The sequence below is a fragment of the Archangium violaceum Cb vi76 genome (genome assembly GCF_000733295.1).
Taxonomy (GTDB): Bacteria; Myxococcota; Myxococcia; order Myxococcales; family Myxococcaceae; genus Archangium; species Archangium violaceum.
On the sequence record NZ_JPMI01000079.1, the window covers coordinates 59,363 to 80,097 of the forward strand.

General features: G+C 67.1%; 23 protein-coding genes. 9 read left to right on the forward strand and 14 right to left on the reverse strand.

Annotated features, from left to right (window positions below; translation table 11 throughout):
- Nucleotides 1-3 precede the first annotated feature (3 nt).
- The 4 genes from Q664_RS12785 to Q664_RS12800 all read left to right on the forward strand — a co-directional run bounded on the left by Q664_RS12785 (nucleotide 4) and on the right by Q664_RS12800 (nucleotide 4,547).
- The gene (locus Q664_RS12785) at nucleotides 4-693 is read left to right on the forward strand and encodes a TrmH family RNA methyltransferase (protein WP_043394107.1); all 690 of its coding nucleotides are present in this window, start codon (nucleotides 4-6) and stop codon (nucleotides 691-693) included.
- Between the two features lie 76 nt (nucleotides 694-769).
- Nucleotides 770-1,543, forward strand: a complete 774-nt coding sequence (lolA, locus tag Q664_RS12790; protein ID WP_043394109.1) for an outer membrane lipoprotein periplasmic chaperone LolA — start codon at nucleotides 770-772, stop codon at nucleotides 1,541-1,543.
- Nucleotides 1,544-1,546: 3 nt separating this feature from the next.
- A complete protein-coding gene (locus tag Q664_RS12795) occupies nucleotides 1,547-2,995 on the forward strand; it encodes a hypothetical protein (protein ID WP_043394111.1) in 1,449 nt (482 codons plus the stop codon).
- Between the two features lie 100 nt (nucleotides 2,996-3,095).
- Entirely contained in the window at nucleotides 3,096-4,547 is a 1,452-nt protein-coding gene (locus Q664_RS12800) for a hypothetical protein (protein WP_043394113.1), read from the forward strand.
- A 17-nt stretch (nucleotides 4,548-4,564) separates the two neighbouring features.
- On the opposite strand, the gene Q664_RS12805 is transcribed toward Q664_RS12800, so the two are convergent.
- From Q664_RS12805 to Q664_RS12870, 14 genes are all read right to left on the reverse strand, one after another.
- Nucleotides 4,565-5,146 carry a DUF6484 domain-containing protein gene (locus Q664_RS12805; RefSeq protein ID WP_043394115.1) on the reverse strand — a complete coding sequence of 194 codons (582 nt, stop codon included), beginning with the start codon at nucleotides 5,144-5,146 and terminating at the stop codon, nucleotides 4,565-4,567.
- Nucleotides 5,147-5,227: 81 nt separating this feature from the next.
- Nucleotides 5,228-6,019 (reverse strand): hypothetical protein, encoded by a 792-nt coding sequence (locus Q664_RS12810; RefSeq protein WP_152622063.1) that lies wholly within the window; start codon nucleotides 6,017-6,019, stop codon nucleotides 5,228-5,230.
- A gap of 19 nt (nucleotides 6,020-6,038) precedes the next feature.
- Nucleotides 6,039-6,626 (reverse strand): imm11 family protein, encoded by a 588-nt coding sequence (locus Q664_RS12815; RefSeq protein WP_043394119.1) that lies wholly within the window; start codon nucleotides 6,624-6,626, stop codon nucleotides 6,039-6,041.
- Nucleotides 6,627-6,636: 10 nt separating this feature from the next.
- On the reverse strand, nucleotides 6,637-7,674 hold the full coding sequence (locus tag Q664_RS12820) for an AHH domain-containing protein (RefSeq protein ID WP_043394121.1): 1,038 nt from the start codon (nucleotides 7,672-7,674) through the stop codon (nucleotides 6,637-6,639).
- A gap of 19 nt (nucleotides 7,675-7,693) precedes the next feature.
- Nucleotides 7,694-8,842 carry a hypothetical protein gene (locus Q664_RS12825; protein ID WP_152622064.1) on the reverse strand — a complete coding sequence of 383 codons (1,149 nt, stop codon included), beginning with the start codon at nucleotides 8,840-8,842 and terminating at the stop codon, nucleotides 7,694-7,696.
- 26 nt (nucleotides 8,843-8,868) lie between these two features.
- A complete protein-coding gene (locus Q664_RS12830; RefSeq protein ID WP_052518025.1) occupies nucleotides 8,869-10,191 on the reverse strand; it encodes a TIGR02270 family protein in 1,323 nt (440 codons plus the stop codon).
- Nucleotides 10,192-10,214: 23 nt separating this feature from the next.
- Entirely contained in the window at nucleotides 10,215-10,679 is a 465-nt protein-coding gene (locus tag Q664_RS12835) for a DUF4150 domain-containing protein (protein ID WP_043394125.1), read from the reverse strand.
- Between the two features lie 29 nt (nucleotides 10,680-10,708).
- Complete coding sequence (locus Q664_RS12840; RefSeq protein ID WP_043394127.1) at nucleotides 10,709-11,713, reverse strand: DUF2169 family type VI secretion system accessory protein; 1,005 nt, start codon at nucleotides 11,711-11,713, stop codon at nucleotides 10,709-10,711.
- A 139-nt stretch (nucleotides 11,714-11,852) separates the two neighbouring features.
- On the reverse strand, nucleotides 11,853-13,226 hold the full coding sequence (gene rimO, locus Q664_RS12845) for a 30S ribosomal protein S12 methylthiotransferase RimO (protein ID WP_235216681.1): 1,374 nt from the start codon (nucleotides 13,224-13,226) through the stop codon (nucleotides 11,853-11,855).
- 45 nt (nucleotides 13,227-13,271) lie between these two features.
- Nucleotides 13,272-14,396 (reverse strand): DOMON domain-containing protein, encoded by a 1,125-nt coding sequence (locus Q664_RS12850; RefSeq protein WP_043394129.1) that lies wholly within the window; start codon nucleotides 14,394-14,396, stop codon nucleotides 13,272-13,274.
- A 2-nt stretch (nucleotides 14,397-14,398) separates the two neighbouring features.
- Nucleotides 14,399-14,896 carry a YajQ family cyclic di-GMP-binding protein gene (locus Q664_RS12855; RefSeq protein WP_043394131.1) on the reverse strand — a complete coding sequence of 166 codons (498 nt, stop codon included), beginning with the start codon at nucleotides 14,894-14,896 and terminating at the stop codon, nucleotides 14,399-14,401.
- A gap of 17 nt (nucleotides 14,897-14,913) precedes the next feature.
- Nucleotides 14,914-16,557 carry a ribonuclease J gene (locus Q664_RS12860; protein WP_043394133.1) on the reverse strand — a complete coding sequence of 548 codons (1,644 nt, stop codon included), beginning with the start codon at nucleotides 16,555-16,557 and terminating at the stop codon, nucleotides 14,914-14,916.
- Nucleotides 16,558-16,647: 90 nt separating this feature from the next.
- Nucleotides 16,648-16,851 (reverse strand): hypothetical protein, encoded by a 204-nt coding sequence (locus Q664_RS12865; protein WP_152622065.1) that lies wholly within the window; start codon nucleotides 16,849-16,851, stop codon nucleotides 16,648-16,650.
- Nucleotides 16,852-16,902: 51 nt separating this feature from the next.
- A complete protein-coding gene (locus Q664_RS12870) occupies nucleotides 16,903-17,208 on the reverse strand; it encodes a hypothetical protein (protein ID WP_043394139.1) in 306 nt (101 codons plus the stop codon).
- 142 nt (nucleotides 17,209-17,350) lie between these two features.
- Here Q664_RS12870 and Q664_RS12875 point away from each other — a divergent pair, with 142 nt between their 5' ends.
- From Q664_RS12875 to Q664_RS12885, 5 genes are all read left to right on the forward strand, one after another.
- On the forward strand, nucleotides 17,351-18,172 hold the full coding sequence (locus Q664_RS12875; RefSeq protein ID WP_043394141.1) for an SDR family oxidoreductase: 822 nt from the start codon (nucleotides 17,351-17,353) through the stop codon (nucleotides 18,170-18,172).
- 5 nt (nucleotides 18,173-18,177) lie between these two features.
- Entirely contained in the window at nucleotides 18,178-18,321 is a 144-nt protein-coding gene (locus Q664_RS58995; protein WP_160174396.1) for a hypothetical protein, read from the forward strand.
- 66 nt (nucleotides 18,322-18,387) lie between these two features.
- Entirely contained in the window at nucleotides 18,388-18,678 is a 291-nt protein-coding gene (locus tag Q664_RS62915) for a DUF4116 domain-containing protein (protein WP_369406330.1), read from the forward strand.
- Nucleotides 18,679-18,933: 255 nt separating this feature from the next.
- Entirely contained in the window at nucleotides 18,934-19,857 is a 924-nt protein-coding gene (locus Q664_RS12880) for a hypothetical protein (protein ID WP_152622066.1), read from the forward strand.
- A 318-nt stretch (nucleotides 19,858-20,175) separates the two neighbouring features.
- The gene (locus Q664_RS12885) at nucleotides 20,176-20,616 is read left to right on the forward strand and encodes a hypothetical protein (RefSeq protein ID WP_043394145.1); all 441 of its coding nucleotides are present in this window, start codon (nucleotides 20,176-20,178) and stop codon (nucleotides 20,614-20,616) included.
- The last annotated feature ends 119 nt before the right edge of the window (nucleotides 20,617-20,735 follow it).

Here is a 20,735-nt window from a genome sequence, read left to right on the forward strand (position 1 = left end):
ACGATGGCTGGTGGCGGCCCCCGTTACGAGAAGCTCGAGAAGGCTCCGATCGACGCGGAGTCCCTGTTGCTCGATGTGCGCAAGGAGAAGATCGACAAGGTCATCTCACAGCGCACGCGCACCTTCACCATCGTGCTGGACCGGCTGGAGGACAGCTTCAACATCGCCGCGGTGTTGCGCACCTGCGAGGCCAATGGCCTCCAGGAGGTGCATGTCATCGTCAACCCCGCGGCGCCCTTCATGCCCAACTCGCGGGTGGGGCAGGGGTGCGACAAGTGGCTCGACGTGAAGCTCTACAAGGACTTCGCCTCGTGCCGCGAGCACCTCAAGTCGCGGGGCTTCTCCCTCTACGCCTCGGCCATTCGCGAGGACGCCACCAGCCTGTACTCGATGCGTTTCGACTCGAAGATCGCCCTCGTCTTCGGCAACGAGCGTGAAGGGGTGAGCCAGGAGGTGCTGGACGGTTCGGACGGCACCTTCTGGATTCCGATGCGCGGCTTCAGCCAGAGTCTGAACATCTCCGCCGCCGTGTCGGCCTGTGTCACCCGGGTCATCTCCTGGCGCGAGGAGCACCTCGGGCGTGTGGGAGACCTCACCGAGGCCGAGGCCCAGGTGCTGCGTGACCGCTTCTATATGCTCGCTGTGAAACAGCGGAAGCGCATCTTCAAGAAGGCGCCCCCCTCCAAGCCTTGAATGCCGGGCCGGGTGCCCCGTCTGTAGGTACAGTTGGATTCGCGGGCGGCTCGCCCGCCTGGAGAGAGCTCAAGCCATGTACCTCGAGAAGCTGCTCGTGACCCTGCTCGCCGCGCCGGTGATTGCTCCGGTGCCCACCACCGTTGCCCACCAGGTGGTCGCCCAGGCGCCCGCTCAGCCGGCCCCTGCTCCGGCCGCTCCCAAGGCGGAAGCGCCAAAGGCCGCCGCGGCCCCCAAGTCCGCCGAGAAGAAGATCGCTCCCGAGGTGAAGGAACTGGTGGAGCGGATGCAGGCCTTCTACGAGAAGACGCAGGACTTCTCGGCCGAGTTCAAGCAGGACTACAAGTACAAGGTCCTGCGGCGCACGCAGTCCTCCACGGGCACGGTCATCTACAAGAAGCCGGGCCTGATGCGCTGGGAGTACCTGAAGCCCTCCACGCGCACCTTCGTGCTGGCCGGCGAGAAGGTGTACGCGTACGACCCCGAGGCGCAGACGCTGAGCGTGGGCCGCATCGACACCAGCCAGCTTTCCGCGTCGGTGACGTTCCTCTTCGGCCAGGGCAAGCTGGCGGACGAGTTCTCCATCAGCAAGGGCGCGTGCAAGGACTGCAAGGGCACGCTCCTGGTGCTGGATCCCCTCAAGCCGGATCCGCGCTTCCAGCAGGTGCGCCTGGAGGTGGACCCGAAGACGGCGCAGGTGCTGAAGAGCACGGTGGTGGATCCGGACGGCAGCGAGAACGCCATCGCCTTCCTCAACCTGAAGACGAACGTGGGCGTCGGGGCGGATGCCTTCAAGATCAACCCGCCCGAGGGGACGCGCATCGACGACTTCACCAAGCCGCGGAAGTAGCCGATGCGGAGCGCGCGTCTCGGGGCCCTGCTGTTGTTGCTCGCCGGGTGTCTCCGGGGGGCGGGCCCCGCCGCGCCCGAGGCCCCGGGCAGTCTCGTGGGCCAGACGTTGCCGCTGCTGCCCTCGCCGAATCTGCGGCTGGTGGTGGAGGGGAAGCTGAATGGGCGTCCGGTGCCGGTGGTGCTGGACGTGGCCCGGGGGCTCTCGGCGGTGTCCTCGGCCTGCTGGGATGAGAAGAAACCGCCTCCGCCCGTGATGGGCTCGGCGCGCGTGCCGGATGTCTACGGCGTGCCCGGGACCCTGCGTGACTGGCCCCTGGTGCGCCTGCCGGGCCTGCGCGTGGGCGGCATCAACCTGGGGCCTCGGGGCATGGGGCTCACCGATGAGCGGGCCTGCGCGGTGACGCTGGGGGCCGATGTGCTCGCCGCCTATGCGTTCACGGTGGACCCGCTGCGCCGGGAGATCACCTTCGAGAAGTCTCGCCCGCGCGCGGAGCACCTCGCCGACGCGGCCGCTGACGGTGGGGATCCCGCCGAGGAGGTGCACTGGCTCGAGCTCGCGAGGGACCCGGTGGGTGACTGGCCACTGCTGGCGGCGCGGGTGACGCAGGGAGAGTCGGCCCTCACGGGGCCCTTCGTGCTGGGCTCGCGCGAGCCCTTCTCGCGGCTGGCGATGGGGGCCTCCGAGGCGCGGGGATTCCAGGCGCTGGAGACGGCCGCCAACCTGCCGCCGAGGGCCTACCTGGTGGACGCGGTGGAGGTGACGTCGGGCGTGGGGGTGACGCCCCTGGTGCTGGAGGCCGGAGTGGGTTGGAGGAACCCGACCACGCTGGGCCGGCTGGGGCCGGACGTCTGGGGCCGCTTCCGCGCCACGGTGGATGTGCAGGGGGACACGCTGGTGCTGCGCCAGCCGCGCGTGCAGGCCGCCGAGGGCCGCCAGCGTTGCGCGCGTCCGGGCTCCCAGAATCCGGAGGAGGCGCGTGAGGAATCCTGCTTCGGGCTGCACGTGCGGAGGGGGGCGGACGGCCGGATGGCCCTCACGAGCGCGGTGTTCCGCGACCTGCCCGAGGGCGGGCGGGTGCACGTGGAGCCACTGGGCGAGGACGGCAAGCCGCTGGCGCTGGACTGCCAGGTGGGGTTCTCATTCTCACCCACGAGCCGGGGTGTGACGACCCAACACCTGGTGCCATGGCCGAGGCTGACGCAGACGATGCCGGAGTGCGCCGAGGCCTTGAAGTCGGTGCGCGGGTACGCGCTGGCGCTGTTCGAGGAAGGGCAGCTCCAGGAGTGCCCGAACGCGTGCATCTTCGTGCACCAGGGGAGCACGCGGCGCACGGTATGTGAGTGCCAGCCGACGCCACTGGGAGACGCGGTGGCGGTGCCCCAGCGGAGCAAGACGTCGAAGCCGCCGACGAAGAAGGAGCGCGAGCAGGAGCCCGAGGACCCGCGCTAACCCCTGTCCCCCCATTTCCCCTCGCCCTCCGGGAGAGGGTCGGGGTGAGGGTGCCACGGACCCCGGGTTCCCCTCTGGAAGCGGTATAAGGCGGGCCGGAATGTCCCGAGAGCCGCAGGCCTCACCTGCCCCCCCGCGCGAGTCCTGGAAGATCGTCCTCCTGTTGGTGGCCTGGGGGAGCTTCGCCGCGTGGTGCGTGAGCGGCATTCCTCCCGCCGTGGATCTGCCCGCCCACGCGGCCCAGATGCAGACACTCGCGGAACTGCTCCGGGGCAACCCCCAGGTATCCACTTACTACGAGGCGCACTTCCCGCTCGGCTACGGGCTGCCCATCTGGCTCTTCCTGCCGGTGACGCTGCTGACGAATGGGGCCTTCGCGGCGCGGCTGGCCGCGTGGACGGCCTTGATGCTCTTTCCCCTGGCCCACCTGGCGTTCACTCGCGTCCTGCACCGGCCCGCGTGGACGGTGGTGTTCGGGCTCCCGCTCGCCTTCAACATCTCCTATTGGTACGGCTTCCTGCCGAGCCTCTTCTCCCTGCCGCTGGCCCTGCTGTCGCTCGCGCTCTACCTGCACGCGCTGCGCGGCTCCGGACGCACGGTGGGGGCGGTGGTGGGGCTCGCGCTCCTGTCCACGGCGACGATGCTCTCTCACCTCGTGGCCTTCGGAGCCCTCGGTGTCGGCGTGGCCGCGCTCGCACTCACCTCCGATGACCGGAGACGGGCGATAGGTCTCGCCGCCGCGGGGCTCGCGCTTCCCCTGGCGCTCTGTGCGACCCGCGTGCTGACGCTCGCATCGAGGGCCGTCACCCCCGGCAACCACATGGCCACGGACTATGGCTGGGGCTCCCACTTCAACTGGCTGCTGCGCAACTACCGCCCCGAGGGCCGTCTCGCCGTCATCGGCCCGGTGCTGGTGACGCTGGTGTTCGTGGCGGCGTACCTGCGCCACCGGCGCGAGGAGCCTCGGGCGCCCTGGGTGCTCTTCCTCGCGTTGGGGGCCCTCTTCCTGGTGACGCCCAAGGCGCTCTCGGGCGCATGGCTCATCCACGTGCGCCTGCCCGTGCTCGCGGGCATCGTCGCCCTCGTGCTGGTGGACCCGGTGCGCATCGAGCGGCGGCTGCGAATCCTGTTGCTGCTCGTGGTGGTGGCGTCACTCGCGGAGACGGCGCGCTACCACTGGCGCTTCAAGCTGGAGGTGGCGGGACTCGAGACACTGGTGGCGAGCCCTCCGCCGCCGGGAGTGCACGGCTACGTCTCTCTCGTGGGAAACCGGGCCCAGGGAAGCCGCCTCGTCTACCTGGAGCACCTGGGCCAGTGGTGGACGGCGACGCAGGGCGGGGTGGGGCACCACTTCTTCGCCGATGCGGATCACCAACCGGTGCGCTTCCGTCCGGGCCAGTCGCTGCCCCAATGGATGGACGCGGGCTCCGCGGAGCAGCTGGCGCCCTTCCGCGCCCTGCTGGTGTACGGGGATGCGCCGCTGCCCGGAACCCTCGAGGGCTTCGAGGAGACCGGGCGCGCGGGCTCGTGGCTCCGCCTGGAGCGGCGCTGAGGAGGGTTCGGCCTTGCTCAGTTGATGTCGACCGAGCCGGCCTTGATGCGGTGCGTGCCTCGGGCGCGTGTCTCCACGGTGGCCCCACGGATGACGACCTTGCCGTTGCGTTGCAGGGCAATACTGGCCTCTCCGCATTGGAGCACGACCTCGTCCCGTGTGAGGGTGACACGAGCAGCTCCACACGCCAGCGACACCTCATGCTTCCCCTGGAGTTCCACAGTGGATGGCTGGCCGTCGGTACGGGCCTCGACAGGTGGCGCGGGCGGCTCGGTCATGGCCGCGAGTAGCGCGTCCACGAGCGGCGTCGGGCTGGGCTCGTGGAGGAGGGCGAGGAGGAAGGGCCGGCGCGGGTCTCCCCTCTCGAAAGTCAGCACGACCTTGCGCCGGATGGAGATGGCGTCCCGGACTGTCTGGGCGTCGAGTGCGACGGCTGAGCGCGCGGGGATGGGCTCCGCGGTGTTTTCCTCGAAATCCACGAGCGGACGCCCCGCTGAGTCCACTCCGGCAATCCACCCTTCCACGCTGCCCCAGATGGGTTCGGGAGCATCGGATTCCGGGTGGGGCTCGGGCTTGAGCGTGTCTGGGCGTGTGCTCATCGGCATCTCCAGCACGTTTCTACGGCGGGTTGGCACATCGGTAAATCCTACCGCGTCGGAGGATTGGGGCAGGCATACCGCTCAAGATGCCAGGGGAATGAGCCAGTCCTCGTCGATGGGAACGTGCATCCGCAAACGGGCCAGTGGAGGACAATATCGGATGCGGTCCTCCCTTGTGAACCCGGCGCGCTCTCCGAGTCGCAGCAGAGCGAGCCCCTCAAGCCAGAGGTACCGGTACGGTGCGAAGCGCTCGAACGGGGTGGTGGACTTCGAGGCGAGTTCTTCGGTCTGTTCCTCGTGGGCCAGTAGCACCTGTTCGAAAGCGTCGAAGAAGGCCTGGGCCTCATGGCCTTGCAGCGTTCGTGCTACCTCCAGCCGCTCGCCGTAGGTGTCGGCGCCGGAGCGCTCGAGCTGGGTGATGAGTGCTTCTGTCCGGCCGGGGGCTCTCTCGGCGGGAGCAATGAGTTGCTGCAGCAGGAGGGCCCAGTCGAAGTCGTCCTCATACTCGTCGATGTCCGCCTGGCGCTCGGTCGCCGAGGCCATGACGATGCCACGGGCGAGTTCCCAGTGGCTGGCGGCCACCGCCCCCAGGAGCGGAGTGTGGGATGTCGCTGGGGGAAGCCGCTCGCCGCGCGTGCGCAGATGGACGAGCAACCGGCGCCAATTCTCCGCTGCGCGCCCCAGCGCCAGGAAGAAGTCTCGCGGATGACCGTCCAGCAGCAGGCTGGCTACTCCGAGCGTGTGGTAGCGCAGGCACAGTTCGTCCACGTTCCGGACGAGGTTGTCGCGAGGGGCGCGGGGGTGGATTCGTGGCAGCAGCCGGTCGAGCGCCGCCTCGGAGTCCTCACGCATTCCCCGGTAGTTGATTTCCATGACGGCCGGCCCGTTCCCCTCAGATGTTCACCCCGTCCCAGCCATCGGCGGGGAAGACGCGGTAGCCGGTGATGCCTTCGCGCTGAAAGGCTTCGTGCAGCTTCTGGCTGATAAAGTACTCGTTCATCTTGCTCTTTGCTCGGAAGATGAGCGCCTCGGGAGAGAGCCCTTCACGCTTCAATACGAGTTGTCGGATGCCGAATATCTGGTCCGGTTTCATCGCATCCATGACACAAACAGACTTCTCCATGTCGATGGCATCTTCACTGCCTAGGATGTTGAGCAGGTAGTGGCTTGAACTGGCCACCTTTCCCTTGTGGTTGAGGATGGTGACAGGAATGAACTCACAATTGTTTGCGCCCAGATGCTCCAGGACCTGCTTCACTTTCTCGGAGACGAAAAGCGTTCGCAGGGTGTTGGTGACGAAGTCGTAGAGCTTCCGGAGTTGGGCGAAATCTTCGGAGAACTGCAGCTTGGCTCCGACTGGGAAGCGCTCCCCCAAGGACTCTCCTCGGGTCAGCAGATAGAGCCGAGGGCCTCCCTCTGGGAGTGCGTCAATGACGGCGCTGGAGTGGTCGCCTTTCAAAACCCAGTAATCAGTGGTCATGGCCGGTGTGTCAATTGAGGATGGCGAAGTTCGAGAATGTCTTCTTGCCCTTGCGTTGGGTCACCTGGGGAGCGGAGATTTTCTCTCCTTTCAGTGCCGATGGGACGTGTTGCTTGCCTAGATTGATGACGTGGAGCCAGAGTTCATCCTCGGCGTCGGTTAGTTTCTGGAGGACATTGGCCAGTGCTGATTTGTGGTCCGTTGGGGGCTCATCCGCTAGCGCTTGGAGGCCGGAGATGACGTCGGTGATGAGTTCCTTGGCGTACGTGGTATATGCCGCATGGTTGCCGCAGTGCCGGATGATACAGTGGAAGGGCACACCCCAGTCCGTTCCAGGGATGATGATGCCATTATGGCCGTTGTTGATGTCGTAGCCGGACTGGATCAGCAAGTCGTATTCGTCGTTTTCGAGCCCCTGTTTCTTCTTGCCGGCCTTGAGCTGGAGCAACTCATGCGGGATGAGATGGTGCGCCGTCCAGCGATAAGGCTTGTGTTGGCCCGTTACGATCCGATCACGAACGTTGTTCTTTCCCACGGCGACGCTCTTGAACTTGTGCTGACGGACGTGGGTGATCAGGAAGCGCTCACTCTTCCGGCTGTATTTCCCCTGTAAGCCATTCATCGGGAAGGCGGCGTGCTCCTCCCACGCGGATTGCTCCTTCAAGAGAGCGAGTTGCTCGGGAGTGATGATCTCGGCGTAACTGGCGTCCTCCAGCACCTGTGTGCCGTAGTCGGGCCACTTCTTGAAGTGGCCATCCCCGTTGTGTCCGCCCTTCTGGTCGTGGATATAGGCCGCCGTGCGGTACTTGTGGAAACCCCGCAGGTACGTCTGGGGGGGCCGCTCTGGAGGGCAGTTGTCCGCCTCCTTGTCGTTCTCGTCCTTCTTCTTCTTGAGTTCCTGGATGAGCTTCTGCGGATAGTTGGCGTCATCCAGCTCGGGGAAGTTGCCTGCCTTGGCGGAGAGATCCGGGTTGAAGATCTCGCTCTCCCCGTCTTGGAGCTTCTGCGGATCCTCGAAGTCCTTGAGCTTGTCATTCTTCTTGGCCATAGCCCGTTGCTCCTTTTCTTCACACGCTCGAGGTCAACAGGATGGCGGAGCGCCCGCCGTCCTCGGCTGCCGACAGGACAAGGATCGAGCGCGCTGGTGCGTAGCCGCGCTCCAGGGCTCGCGCCGCCAGGCACAGCCCCACTCCTCCCGAGACGGCTCCCGTGTCGCCAAAACCCATGACGGGGAACCAGGCGTCGAATGTCCCCCAATGAGGGGGTTCCCCCTTGAGCAGCACCTGGAGGTTTCCCCACTCCAGGGCGCGCTCTTCCTCTCCGGTATGATCGCTCACCCAGAAGGGCTCGGTCTCGAGCTCCTGGGCGGGAAGGAGTGCGCGCACGCAGGCGGCCAGGGCACGGCCGTCTGGAGGCAGCTCCTCATCCGGGGGCGCTGTCAGGCTCACGCCCCGGATGAGCGCCCGGGAGCGCAGGTCGGCCACCGGTAGACGATCCGCGGCGCGCAGGAGGAGCGCCACACCCGCCTCGCCAGGGATGATTCCCACGGGGTTGTCCTCGGTCTTCAAGCGCCGCTGCAGCAGCATCGGCTCGAGGAGCTGGGGGTCCAACAGGCTGTCCACTGCCGCCACCACGCAACTGCCCCCGGGCCGGCCGGCCAGGTACGCCCCAGCGGCCTGGAGTGCCCTGGCGAATGCCGTATGCCCGCCGGGCATGGCTTTCCATGCACCCCCCGGCCAGGTCCAGCCCAGGTTCTCGAAGGTGAGGGAGAGCACCCGCCGGCATAGCGACTCCAGGCGCCGCTCCTCGTTCCGCTCCAGCTCGGGTGAGACGGGAATGCCCAGGTCCAGCGGGTCCGGCAGAGCGAGGAAGAGGGGGGTCTCACGCGTGATGGCCGCCGGAGCCAGTCGCTCACGCAAGTCCTGGAACGTCTCGCAGGCGATGGCCACCAGCCGCCCCACACCCGAAAAGCCGAAGGTGGCCACTGGCAGCGCGGCCACTCTCAGCTCGAGCTTCTCGTTCTCCTCTCCCGCGAAGTAGTGGAAGTCCCTCGCGCCCCGCATGCGGTCCAGGCCCGCCCGGAATGCCGCGCAAGCCTGGATGTGTGGCCCCAGCGCGGAGCCCATCCCCATCGTCTCGACGAGCGCTCGCAGCTGTCGGTGGATGACAGGCGGGGCGGAGGTGTCCTGGGCTGGGGTCGGAGGCGGGCGGGTCATTTGGGGATCAGGGCGGGGTGGGGCGCTCACAGGTCAAGAAAAGCGGAGAAGGTCTGCTCACCACGTGGCGCGAATCCCGTGAGCCGGGTGAGCTGTTGCTGGCGCTGGGCGCTGAGGGCGCGAGGCGTGACGATGCCTCGGCCTCGGCTACGGATGGCCAACTCCAGTGTCAGTGCGGACCAGCGCCGTGCCGGCATTGTTCCGAAGGCTCGTACCAGGGCCTTGATGCTGAAAGGCACTCCGCCCAGGTAGCGGGTCCCCGAGACGAAACGCTCCCGCTCCTTCGTCCACCACGTGCGCGCGGCGGCAGGAGTCGCTCTTGGCAGCGTCTTCTCCACCTCCTGCTCCACGGTTGCGTCCGGCGTCTCCGCCTCCTCGTGGGAGGTCTCCTCCTGCTCCACGTGGCCCCCTTCCAGGGGGAATCCGGTCATGGTGGCGAGGGACTCCGTGGCCAGACGGACCACGCCAGCGTCCGCATCGTCGAGCAGTTCCAGGCAGCGCTCGATCGCGGCCACCCGCCCGGAATGGCCCAGGGCCCAGGCCACGTCCGTTCGGAGCCTGGGCTCCTCGAGTCGCTTGAAGAGCAGCTCCAGCTCCCTCTCGTCTCCTCCCATGGCCAGGAGCATCAAGGGGAGGCGGTCTGGCGTATCTCGTGAGCCCACCACCTGTCGGCACCGGAGCCATGCGGCGCGCAGGCCCTGAATCATTCCCGCCACCAGGGCCGCGTCACGCACGGCGGGCACGGGAGAGTCCAGGGCCGCCATCAGTCGCTGGAGCACGGGCTGGGTGGGCGGGACACCCGCCGGGTGTGGTAGGACACGGCAGGCGGCTGCCACGACTCGTGGCTCCGGGTGGGACAGGAACCCTTCAAGGGGGACCCCCGGGCCTTGTCCCCGGGCGGCGAGCACTTCGAGCACCGCAGCCAGGACGTCCGGCTCGGCCCCTGTCGAGTGCAGAGGCACCATGAGCCGGGGCAGGAGGTCGTCACGCTCGCACAGTTCCAGGGCACGCCGCAGAGCGGGGCGTGGCTCGGGAGACCCTTCCAGGAACGCGCTCAGCACGGCATCACGAGCGGCCTCGCCACCGTCTACGAGGAGGGCCAGCGCGGCGGACGTCACGCGTGACGCTTCTTCCGACTCCAGGGCAGGTCTCAGCAGGCGTTGGGCCACGGCTCTCCCACCCAGCGCGAGCGCGTCCACGTGGGCGAGGAAGCGTGCTTCGCGGGAGGCCACGTCGGGCCAGCGCCGGTCCGGAGCGCTGAGCGCGCGCTCCCACTGGATTTCGAGAAACTCCGCCTCGTCGAGGTGAGCCTCGTAGAGTTCCCAATCTGGTGTGGTGTGTGGATACATCTCGGAGTACCGAGGCAGTGGCGCTAACGCGGTTTCCTACAGCAGGGGCACTTGTTCTTCTCCTCCTTCTCGCCGCTCCCCACCACGGGAGGCTGGATCAAGGGGAAGGGCGGGGTGTTCTTGTCGTTGTGCAACATCAAGTCGAGGGCACGGGCGACGTTCTTGCCTTCCACCTTCACGTCGAAGGAGAAGTTGACGAACTCGGCCTTGCCCTTGGTCTTGCTCGAGGCCACACCACCCCCTGCGGTGCCAGCCTCGTCTCCGGTGCTGGTGCTGAAGTTGGAGTCCTTCAGGCAGAGCGGCTTGCCCTCCACCGTCACCGTCTCGCTGGCTTTCGCGGTGTCCGAGGACTTCGCGATGTTGGGGTAGGGGATGGGGATGGGGCCGCCTGGACTGGGCGTCTTGCAGACGTCCGGGAAGGCCGTGGTGATGCCGTTGCTGTCCTTTGTCACGACGGAGAGCTTGTTGACGCCGACGGTGTTCGCCATGGCCGATCCCCCGAGTATTTGAATGGATTCTATACGAGCCGCATGGAGATGCCCCGGACGTCGTGCGGACCCCTGTCCAAAAGGACGAATCCTCGCCACAGCAGCAGGACCTGATGGGCATCCGTGTCGAGGATGACGGTATCGAGGTGCAGTTGCGGCGTGATGCTGCCACCCATCCGGATTGTCACGGCAGGAGGTGTCTGGCGCGGGAGAGAAAAGGCGAGGCGGCCCTTGGGTGATGCGTTCGCGATGATGACGGGTTCACCGCCCTTGAGATGGCTGGGAGCGATGAGACCTGGTGCCGCGGCGTTGAAGAAGCGCTGGTCGAAGTCCCTGGGCAGCAGTGGCTTGCGCGTCTTGTTCCAGGCTTCGTCATAGGTGCCCGCGTAGGCTGCACGTGGCTGCCAGTGCGGGGAGGTGAAGCCAAAACCCACGGGCGTCACCCGCTGGCCGAACTCGCGCAGGGGCGCTTCCGGGTCCTCAAGATTGGGCAGTTTCAAACCCTCTTCAAAGTGGCGAGGGCTGGCCCGGAAACCCACGCCCACGGGGTTACGCGGCTCGAATGCAGGCTTTTGTGTATCCGTCCGGTCCCAGCCGCCGAAGGCGCGCTCCCAGGTCAGGGGCATTCGCTCGAAGGGCAGCGGCTTCGTCATGGAGACCTTGCCCATGCTCTTGAACCAGGTCCGCTCCCCCACCACTCGCACCATCTTCTTCAGCGGACCCACCTGTAGGGCCACCCATACCTCGGTGGCGCTCTTCTGGAGAGGGTACGCATGCCCAATGAGGGCTACATCCGTCGTGAGCTTGGTGAAGGCGCACTCCGGCTCATATTTGTAGCTGGACTCGCCCGGCTCGCCCCAGGACTCACCACCCAGGTTGACCGGAACCTGCTTCGGGGCAAGTCGCAACTCCTCTCCATGAATGTCGTAGGTAGCCTTCACCACCAACGTGAGGAGCGGGCGCCCATGCTCGTCGGCAACGTACACCTGCTCGAAAGCGAAGGGCGTCTCGTTCTCGATGTTTGCGTGTGGCACGGAGCTTCCCCCCTCCAGCGGACCCTCATCATACCTTGTTCTGTCTCTCCCTGGCACACACATCAAAAAAGGCGGCCCCCTGGAGGAGGACCGCCTTGCCGATAGCCCGTTGGGCTTGTCTAGCCTGTCCTGGGGGACGTCAGCGCTGCGACGTCACCACGGGCATGGGGAAGGCCTCGCGCGGCTTGTGCACGCGATCCTTCGGGTTGGGGCGCTCGACCACCTTGGCGATCAGGTCGTAGTCGTGCGCCTCCGTCACCTCCACGGTGACGAACTCGCCCGGGTAGGCCAGACCGTCGTTGATGTAGACCAGTCCGTCGATCTCCGGCGCCTGGCCCTCGTGGCGGCCCACCAGCAGGTGCTCGGACTCCTCGCTCGGGCCCTCCACCAGGACCTCGATGCGCTGCCCCACGAGCTTCTTGTTCTGCTCGCGGTTGATGCGCTTCTGGATGGCCATCACCTCGCGCCACCGGCGCTCGATGGTCTGCTTCGGCACCTTGTTCTCGTACTCGTACGCCGCCGTGCCTTCCTCGTCCGAGTACTGGAACACGCCGAGCCGCTCGAAGCGCTGCTCCTTCACGAACTCCTTGAGCAGCTCGAAGTCCTCCTCGGTCTCGCCGGGCAGGCCGACGATCATCGAGGTGCGCATCACCAGCCCCGGCACCCGGGCGCGCAGCTTCGTCAGCAGCTCCTTGAGGAACTTGCTGTCCCGGCCGCGCTTCATCGACAGCAGCAGCTTGTCGCTCGCGTGCTGCAGCGGCATGTCCAGGTACCGGGCGATCTTCTTCTCCGTCGCCATCAGCTCGATGAGCTCGTCGGTGAAGACGCGCGGGTAGGCGTAGTGCAGGCGGATCCACTTCACGTCCACCTTCACCAGCTCGCGCAGCAGGTCATGCAGCTTGGGCTTGCCGGGCAGGTCATGCCCGTAGGCCGTCAGATCCTGCGCCACGAGGTTCAGCTCCTGCACGCCCTGCTCGGACAGGCGCTGGGCCTCGGCGACGACGTCCGCGATGGGGCGCGAGCGCTGGCCACCGCGCAGCGTGGGGATGATGCAGAAGGCGCACGCGTTGTCGCAGCCCTCGGAGATCTTCAGGTATGCCGTGTAGGACGGCATCGAGTTCTCGCGCGGCGTCTGCGCGTCGTGGATGTAGTCCGGATCCGGAATCACCTGGCGCGGGCTGGCCTCGGCGGCGAGCAGATCGCCAATCTGGGCGTAGGCGCTCGTGCCGAGGAAGTGGTCCACCTCGGGCATCTCCTTGGAGAGCTCGGCGCCGTAGCGCTGCGAGAGGCAACCGGTGACGACGAGGGTGCTGCACTCCCCCGACTTCTTGTACTCGGCCATCTCCAGGATGGAGTCCACCGACTCCTGCTTGGCGGGCCCGATGAAGGCACAGGTATTGACGACGATGACCTGGGCCGCGGCGGGGTCCTGTACCAGCGAGTAACCCCGCTGCTTGAGGGTGCCGAGCATCACCTCGGAGTCCACCCGGTTCTTCGGGCAGCCGAGGGTCATCATGTAGAGGCTCTTGGTCTCTGGGGGATTCTGCACAGCTGTACCTTACCGCTTTCCGAGTTCGGTCCGCTCGAAGTGGTCGCCACTCCAAGCAAAGTTGATGGTCGGGCCGTTCGAGTAACGGATGCTCAACGCGCCCTCTTCATCGAGCACCACCGAGGTGGCTCGTCCCAGTGCACAGGTAGCGGCCGGCCACTCGAGCACCCGTTGCGCCGTCTTCCCCTTCACCATGTAGAGGCCCAGGCGCAATTCCTTGTCCGCGTCACACGTGCCATTGGCGGTGTAGGGGCTCTCGCCCGACAACACCACCAGCAGGGTCTTTCCATTCGGCAGCAGGAGCGTCTTGGGGACGTTCACCCCCGCCGACGCCGCGTCCACCGTCTTGGGAGCCACCAGCACCTCCAGCAGCTCGGGCGTGAGGGGCTCGTCCGCCTCCACCCAGTTCGGGTAGTGGAGGATGCCGTAGCCCAGCCAGCCGTCCGGCTGGCCCTCGAGCCCGATGACGTCCTGGGGCGGCTTCAGCTTGAGGCCCTTGCGGAAGTCGTCCGGCAGCCGGAGGGCCTCGCCCTCCATGGCGCCACCCTTGCAGTTGGAGACGGCCGGGGGGGTGGAGCCCTCCGCGTCCACGTCCTCGTAGGTGAGGCACAGATCGAAGGTGAGCGGCCCCTCGGCGGGGAAGCGCGGCAGGGCCCGGGCGGGGATGGCCACCTCGAGCGCCAGGGTGTTGTCCTTGCGCTTCACGCCCACTTCCACCAGCTCCTGGGCGTACCGGGAGGTACCGCTCTCCGGCGGCGAGGCCCGCTTGCCGTCGAAGGCGAAGCGGAAGATGTGGCCGCTGGCGGTGGTGCCGGCGTCCGGGAAGAAGACGGTGAGGGTGAGCAGATCCTTGGCCTGGAGCTGATCGTCCGTGGCCTCCACCCCCACGAAGAGGGTGTCCTTGCGCCACCCGGCGCGAGCGGTGAACGAGGCGCTCGCGTCCACGGAGGCCGGCGGCTTCACGGTGAGCGTGGCGGGGAAGTCCTTGAGGTTGCCGTCGAGCTTCGGCGCGCGCGCCAGCGAGGGCACGGACTTCACCGTGCGGGGCTTCGCGGGGGCCTGCTCCTTCTCCTGGGCGAAGGTGGCCCCTGGCACGAGCGCCCAGAGGAGGGCGGAAACGACGAGTGAGCGCACGGCTAGTCCCGGAAGTTGGTGAACTGCATGTCGAGCTTCAGCTTGTCCGCTTCCTTCCGGAAGAGGGCGATGGCGGCCTGCAGGTCGTCCTTGTTCTTGCCCGTCACCCGGAGCTGATCCGCCTGGATGGAGCCCTGCACCTTCATCTTGGAGTCCTTGAGCAGCTTCACCAGCTCCTTGGACTTCTCCACCGGAATGCCCTGCTGCAGCTTGATGAGCTGCTTCACGTTGGACAGGCCCGTCTTCTCGATGGGCTCGTACTCCAGCGCCAGCAGCGAGATGCCGCGCTTGGCCAGCTTGGAGAGCAGGACTTCCTTGGCGGCCTGGACCTTGTCCTCGCTGTTGGCCTTCACCGTGATGGAGGTTCTATCCGGCGCGAGCACGATGTCCCCGTTGACGCCTTGGAAGTCGTAACGGGTGGAGATCTCCTTCTTGGCCTGGTTGACCGCGTTGTCCAGCTCGGCAATGTCGATTTTGGAGACGACGTCGAAGGAAGGCATGTCGGTTCGCGCCCTTATCACACCTTGATGACCATCGGCACCACGACGGGCCGCTTGGATGTATACAGCTTGAAGGCCCGGCGCACCGCCTTGGCCAGCTCCTCCCGCACCCGGGCGTCATCCCCCCGGAGTTGCTGGGACATCTCCAGGAAGAAGGCCCGGGCGTCCTCGGCCACCCGGGGCAGCAGGACCTGCTCGTCCAGGTTGAGCCCCTGTCCGGACAGCTGGGGGCCCGCCAGGACGGACAGGCTGGCCCGTTCGATTACCAGGGCCGCCACGATGATGCCCGTCTCGGCGATGCGGGTGCGCTCCTGGAGGATGTCGGGGGTCACCACACCCTGGCCGAACCGGTCCTGGTAGATGCGGCCGGTCTGGACGCTGCCCGAGAAGCGGCCCCGGCCCTCCTCGAAGACGAGCAGATCCCCATCGTGGGCCAGCAGGAGCTGGTCGGGGGAGAGCCCGGATTCCTTGGCGGTGGCCAGGTGTCGGTGGAGGTGGTGCAGCTCGCCGTGGATGGGGACGAAGTTCTTGGGGCGCACCAGGTCCAGCACCCGCCGCTGCTGGGGTTGGCTGGCGTGGCCGGACACGTGAATGCCCGGCTCCAGGTCCGGGTAGACGACGCGGGCGCCGCGCCAGAGGAGCTGGTCGATGAGGCCGGACACGGCGCGCTCGTTGCCGGGGATGGCGCGGGCACTGAGGACGACGAGGTCCCCCGGGCCCAGGCGAAGGGGGCCGTCCCCGGCGGCGAGCTGGGAGAGGCCGGCGCGGGGCTCGGCCTGGGAGCCGGTGGCGAGCACCAACAGGCGCTCCGGGGGGAGTCTGGCCGCGTCCTCGAGCGGGACGAAGAGCCCGTCGGTGACGGAGGGGAGGAAGCCGAGCTCCCGGGCCATCTCGATGTTGCGCATCATGCTGCGCCCCATCGTCACCACCTTGCGCTCCAGCGTCCGCGCCAGGTCCAGCACGTGGTGGATGCGGTGCAGGTTGGAGGCGAACATGCTCACCACGATGCGGCCGGACACGTCGCGGAAGAGCCGCTCGAAGGTCTGCTCCACCTCGCGCTCGCTGCCCGTCTCGTGGGTGCGCTCGGAGTTGGTGGAGTCGGACAGGAGGCAGAGCACGCCCTGGTCACCGAGCTCGCCCCAGCGCTCCAGGTCGGTGCGCAGGCCGTCGATGGGGTCCGGGTCCAGCTTGAAGTCGCCGGTGTGGATGAGGGGGCCCTCGGGGGTGTGGACGACGTAGCCCACGGCGTCGGGCACGGTGTGGGTGACGCGGGTGGCCTCGACCTTGAAGTGGGCGCCCACGGGGAAGGGGTTGCGGGGCTCTATCTCCCGCAGGTCCGCCTCCACGCCCAGCTCGCGGAGCCGGTGGCGCACCATCCCGAGCGTGAAGCGGGTGCCGTAGACGGGGACGGGCACCTCGTTGAGCAGGAAGGGCAGGGCGCCGACGTGGTCCTCGTGACCATGGGTGAGGAGGATGCCCTTGAGCAGGGAGGCGTTCCGCCGGAGGTAGGTGAAGTCCGGGAGGATGATGTCCACGCCCAGGGTGCCCATGGGGGGGAACATCAGCCCGCAGTCGATGAGGAGCATCTCCCCACGGCAGGCGATGACCATCGCGTTGAGGCCAATCTCGCCGAGTCCTCCGAGGGGAATCACGTGGAGCATGCGTCTACATATATGGCCACGAAGGGGCAGGCGGCCTCAGGAATCGCCCGCCCACTCCCTCTCCCCCTGGGAGAGGGCTGGGGTGAGGGTCTAGGGGGGCGGGGGTTCCTCCTCCTTCCGGAGTACCTCGGCCGGCAGGTTGCGGCGCAGGGGCTCCAGGATGACGACGATCCAGGCCGTCAGGGGCGAGGGCAGGGCCACCAGGCCCAGGATGAACAGGAAGCGGAGCACACGAAAGGCAAGGCGCAGGCTGGCGCGCACGAAGGTGCGCACGGCCTTGGGAAGCAAGGTCATGACGGACTCCTCCATCGAAGAGACACTCCAGGAACGGGACCCCGGAGCGGCTCAGTGGAGGAGCGCGCGATGCGTGAGGAAGAGGCGGCGCGGTGGCCCTGGCGCACGGGCCTCGCGGATGCCTCCGATGGAGAGCGGACGCGAGATGCGCCGCACACCCTCCGAGCCCTCCTGCCCACGATGCACGGGAGCCCGGGCGACGACATGGGGCCTCTCGGACTCGCTCCGCTCGAGCAGGACGGCCACCACGGCCGTGGCGGCCGGGGGCGTGTGCGCCGACGCACTGGCCCCGACGAGCGCGAGGCACGCCAGCGCCAGCCTCAGCCAGCGAGCCATGTGGTGCAGAGGACTGGACATCGGACCTCAACGTAGCCACGAAGGCGCTTCCGTCAAACCGCCCTCGCGTCGCACACCGTCCGAGCCGCTGGCGCTCTCCGCCGGGACGAAGTACGCAAGGGGCTGGATGTCCCGCTCCTCCGGGCGGGAGAAAGGATCCTCTGTGAGCACGCTGAAGGGGAAGACCCTGTTCATCACCGGCGCGAGCCGCGGTATCGGCCTGGCCATCGCGAAGCGCGCGGCCCAGGACGGCGCCAACGTCGTCATCGCCGCCAAGACGGCCGAGCCCCACCCGAAGCTGCCTGGCACCATCTATTCGGCCGCCGAGGAGATCGAGAAGGCCGGTGGCAAGGCACTGCCCCTGATGGTGGACATCCGTTTCGAGGATCAACTCCACGCCGCGGTGAAGCAGACGGTGGAGCGCTTTGGCGGCATCGACATCCTCGTGAACAACGCCAGCGCCATCAGCCTGACGGGCACGCTGGAGACGCCGATGAAGAAGTTCGACCTGATGTTCGGCGTCAACGTGCGTGGCACCTACGCCACCACCCAGGCCTGTCTGCCCGAGCTGCTCAAGGCGAAGAACCCGCACGTCCTCACCCTGTCGCCGCCGCTCAACATGAAGCCCAAGTGGTTCGAGAACCACGTGGCCTACACCATGGCCAAGTACGGCATGAGCATGTGCGTGCTCGGCATGGCGGAGGAGTTCCGGGACAAGGGCGTGGCCTTCAACGCGCTCTGGCCGCGCACCGTCATCGCCACCGCGGCCATCAACATGATCGGCGGCCAGGACATGATGGAGGCCAGCCGTACTCCGGAGATCATGGCCGACGCGGCCCACGTCATCCTCACCCGTGACAGCCGCTCGAGCACCGGCAACTTCTTCATCGACGAGGACCTGCTCCGAGAGACGGGCGTGAAGGACTTCTCCAAGTACCTGGTGAAGCCCGGCACCGAGCCGATGCAGGACTTCTTCCTCGACTGAGGCGGATGACGCGTCTCGAACACCTTCGCGGGGTCCATGCGGCGGCGCTGCTCCGGGAGTTCCTGGCCCGCGAGCACGGGCCGGAGCGGAGCTGGGCCGCCGGTGGCATGGCGGGCAAGCCGCACCTGGAGTGGGTGCTGCGGCTCTAGTGGAGGTGCTCGCGCCCTTCTTCCTCCGGCTCGAGGCGGCGGGGCTCCAGAGCCTCGTTCTCGCCCTTGATCCCCTGGCCCAGGACGTGGGCACCCTTCCTGTCGAGAGACTCCGCTCGGCCATCACCGAGTGGGGCATGCCCTTGTGCTTCGTTCCCGAGGAGCGCCGCGGAGCTGTGCCGCCTGGCCGTGGCGCGCGATGGTGGGTCCCTGCAATACGTTCCCTTCGCCTTGCGAGACCGGGAGCTCTGTCTCACGGCCGTGGAGAAGGGGGCCTCCCTCGGATACGTGCCCGACACGTTGAGGGACCGGGAGGTAATCAGGCTCTGGTGTAGCGAGCCCTTGGGGCCCCCATGACCGAGAGTCTCTCGGAGTGACGGTCATGCTCGCGCGAGTTCTCGATGAGCCAGCCTGTTGCAGGGGCGTCCGGAGCACGAACTGGCGCGAGCCGCCGTCACATCCGCGCGGAGCCCACTCATCGCTTCTCCTGCGCCCTCAGGAAGCGCTCCTCCGGCGGTGCCAGGAGCATCCGGTTTCGACCGGCGTTCGAGCAGGGCGGAGCCGTGAATTCATTCCAAAATTAGAATTGATGAGTCTTCAAGGAGTCGTGCAATGACAATTCGAATTCTTTCGAAGGTGGCCCTGGGTCTGGGGTTGGTGTGTCTGGCCGCGCCGGCCCTGGCCGCGACCGAGAACGTGCAGTGGACGAACACGGCGGGTGTTTCCGTCTCGGGGAACAGTTTGACCAGGAACCTTCCCGGGGAGGGCTGGAACGCGGGAGCCAGCTCGACCAGGGCCATTGCCTCGGGGGACGGTTTCGTGGAGTTCAGGGTGACCGAGACCACGACCGACCGTGTGGGCGGCCTCAGCCGGGATGATGGCAGTCTGTCCTTCGCGGACATCGACTATGGGTTCTATCTCAGCCGTTTCGGCACTCTCTCGGCCATCGAAGGTGGAGTGACCCGGCCCATCGGCAGCTACGCGTCCGGAGACATCCTACGCGTCGCCGTCGAGGGCGGCGTGGTGAGGTACCGCAAGAACGGCGCCCACGTGGAAACCGGCCTGTCGGCACCGATTTTTCCTCTCGTCTTCGACACGGCCCTGTTCCACAACGGCGCCACCATCACGAATGGCGTGATCTCGGGAGACCTGGTCCCGGCCGTGTTCAATTCACCGGGTGGCTACGCGGTCGGTGGCCTGCCGGTCATCGATGGTCAGGGCAAATGGGTCGGAGTGCCGCCGATCGGGCCGCAGGGACCGAAGGGGGACAAGGGCGACAAGGGGGACAAGGGCGACAAGGGGGATCCAGGGCCCTCGGTGCATTCGTTCTCCGCTTGCGGAGATGGCACTGTACCCGATCCGATCCGTCCACCTGGAATCTGCAGAAACTCCTGTGACGGACTCTGCAGGAACAGCTCGGGTATCCTCGCTACCGTCCCCGGTCTGGGCTGCACCGTCACCTCGGAGACGGGCGCGTGCACCCTTCCGCCCAGTCAGCCGGTAACGTGCCCCATGTGCTGCGTCTGCAAGCCTTGAGGACGGCGGACTCGAGGTTCAGTCGTAGTCGACTACGAGTGGAGTCGCACATGCGACTACATCGATCGTAGTCGACTACGAGTGCGGGCGGACGATGTACGTCACCTCGGCGGCGGTTGCGGGAGGCTTCCTGTTGTTGCGGTTCTCGCGATTCGAGGGCATCGCCCACCTGGGCCTGCTGACCGGGCTGACGGTGTGCGGCCCGTGGGCGCGATGCCCATCCCGCTTCCTGGACGGACGAGGGAGCGGCTCGCCGTGCGTGTCGCTCGGAACAGGCCTCGCCGGAGGAGTGGCAGGGCTTCTGCACAGACGCGGCGCATGCGTCGAGCGATTGCCTTCCTCCTGTTCGCCCTTCTGGGCTGTGGCTCCTCCGGTCAGCGGCTCCATGGTGTCTACGCGGTGACGGGCACCGCCTACTTCAGCATCCAGGACATCGGCCACTCCTCCGCCCAGGTCCTGGACACCTTCCGTGTCTCGGAGGGCACGGCCTCGGAGCTCCTCCTCACCGATGCGGCGGGACGGTGCTCGCTGCTCGCGGACATCGAGGGGGACCGGGCCGTCCTCCGGCCGGGCGCCTCCTGCACGTACCCCGGTGACAACGGCCTGAGCGTCACGGTGACCCTCACGCGCGGAACGTTCTCGCTCTCGGGCGGGAGTGGCCGGTTCGACATGGCGGGCTCGGCGACGGCCACGGCGTGGGGAAGGCGGTACCCGGGCTCCTTCTTCCAGAACGCCACGCTCACCCGGGTGGGGGACTAAGCCAGGAGGAGGAAGTCCTGTCAGGGGGAGAGGCTCCGGCGGCGATGGGGAGCAACTGGTCCGACTGTTGGACCATGTCTCGAGGTGGGGCTCGGTGCTGGCCGATTCCACGGGGAATG

Excerpts from the sequence above, each read along its gene's own strand:
- Q664_RS12805 (WP_043394115.1), bottom strand. The coding sequence starts at position 5,146 with ATGAGCACACGCCCAGACACGCTCAAGCCCGAGCCCCACCCGGAATCC.
- Q664_RS12820 (WP_043394121.1), bottom strand. The coding sequence starts at position 7,674 with ATGGCCAAGAAGAATGACAAGCTCAAGGACTTCGAGGATCCGCAGAAG.
- Q664_RS12835 (WP_043394125.1), bottom strand. The coding sequence starts at position 10,679 with ATGGCGAACACCGTCGGCGTCAACAAGCTCTCCGTCGTGACAAAGGAC.
- Q664_RS12795 (WP_043394111.1), top strand. The coding sequence starts at position 1,547 with ATGCGGAGCGCGCGTCTCGGGGCCCTGCTGTTGTTGCTCGCCGGGTGT.
- Q664_RS12880 (WP_152622066.1), top strand. The coding sequence starts at position 18,934 with ATGACAATTCGAATTCTTTCGAAGGTGGCCCTGGGTCTGGGGTTGGTG.
- Q664_RS12800 (WP_043394113.1), top strand. The coding sequence starts at position 3,096 with ATGTCCCGAGAGCCGCAGGCCTCACCTGCCCCCCCGCGCGAGTCCTGG.
- Q664_RS12830 (WP_052518025.1), bottom strand. The coding sequence starts at position 10,191 with ATGTATCCACACACCACACCAGATTGGGAACTCTACGAGGCTCACCTC.
- Q664_RS12815 (WP_043394119.1), bottom strand. The coding sequence starts at position 6,626 with ATGACCACTGATTACTGGGTTTTGAAAGGCGACCACTCCAGCGCCGTC.
- Q664_RS12860 (WP_043394133.1), bottom strand. The coding sequence starts at position 16,557 with ATGCTCCACGTGATTCCCCTCGGAGGACTCGGCGAGATTGGCCTCAAC.
- Q664_RS12865 (WP_152622065.1), bottom strand. The coding sequence starts at position 16,851 with ATGACCTTGCTTCCCAAGGCCGTGCGCACCTTCGTGCGCGCCAGCCTG.
- Q664_RS12855 (WP_043394131.1), bottom strand. The coding sequence starts at position 14,896 with ATGCCTTCCTTCGACGTCGTCTCCAAAATCGACATTGCCGAGCTGGAC.
- Q664_RS12885 (WP_043394145.1), top strand. The coding sequence starts at position 20,176 with ATGCGTCGAGCGATTGCCTTCCTCCTGTTCGCCCTTCTGGGCTGTGGC.
- Q664_RS12810 (WP_152622063.1), bottom strand. The coding sequence starts at position 6,019 with ATGGAAATCAACTACCGGGGAATGCGTGAGGACTCCGAGGCGGCGCTC.
- Q664_RS58995 (WP_160174396.1), top strand. The coding sequence starts at position 18,178 with ATGACGCGTCTCGAACACCTTCGCGGGGTCCATGCGGCGGCGCTGCTC.
- lolA (WP_043394109.1), top strand. The coding sequence starts at position 770 with ATGTACCTCGAGAAGCTGCTCGTGACCCTGCTCGCCGCGCCGGTGATT.
- Q664_RS12870 (WP_043394139.1), bottom strand. The coding sequence starts at position 17,208 with ATGTCCAGTCCTCTGCACCACATGGCTCGCTGGCTGAGGCTGGCGCTG.
- rimO (WP_235216681.1), bottom strand. The coding sequence starts at position 13,226 with ATGACCCTCGGCTGCCCGAAGAACCGGGTGGACTCCGAGGTGATGCTC.
- Q664_RS12825 (WP_152622064.1), bottom strand. The coding sequence starts at position 8,842 with ATGACCCGCCCGCCTCCGACCCCAGCCCAGGACACCTCCGCCCCGCCT.
- Q664_RS12785 (WP_043394107.1), top strand. The coding sequence starts at position 4 with ATGGCTGGTGGCGGCCCCCGTTACGAGAAGCTCGAGAAGGCTCCGATC.